The organism is Salinimicrobium oceani, from assembly GCF_012037645.1.
On the sequence record NZ_JAAVJR010000384.1, the window covers coordinates 1 to 521 of the forward strand.

A 521-nucleotide genomic window follows, 5' to 3' on the forward strand; every position below is an offset into this window, starting at 1 on the left:
CTTCAGGTAACAGTGTACATCCATACCCCGGATTGTAGACTGCCGTACGTTTCTTCAAACCAAAGACTGTGGAAGAAGCTGAAAAATTTTTGTAATCTACCTCAGTTTCGGAAAGATTTACGGGATCAAAATTGTTATCCAATTCAGTTACGGTCTCAGGATCTCGTTCTGCTTCAAAAACGCAGGAACACATATTCTTTGCAGCAAAACCTGTAATTAGGTTGAGGCGGGGGTAGTAAATGACAGCCACGACCACTATGCCGAGCAATAACAAAATGAGACCGTAGCCGAGAAATTTTTTCATATTAGAACTAAATATAAATTTTTCCTGCTGAAAATAATGATTCTGAAGAAATTTCCCTTCCTACTGCCGAAGCAGTATTACAGTTTTACACCTCAGCTTTGTCCAGAGAAGGCTCGGGATTTGGGACAGCTTTTAAGGTTTGTAATTTCTGAATGTCCCTGCGGATCAAAAATGAGAAGATCATTGCAATAAAGAGCAATCCGGCAAAGAAGTAGAG

General features: G+C 40.1%; 1 pseudogene. It reads right to left on the minus strand.

Annotated elements, in window-relative coordinates:
* Positions 1-304 (minus strand): annotated as a pseudogene (locus tag HC175_RS17295) (serine hydrolase); the annotation flags it as partial.
* Positions 305-521: the final 217 nt, after the last annotated feature.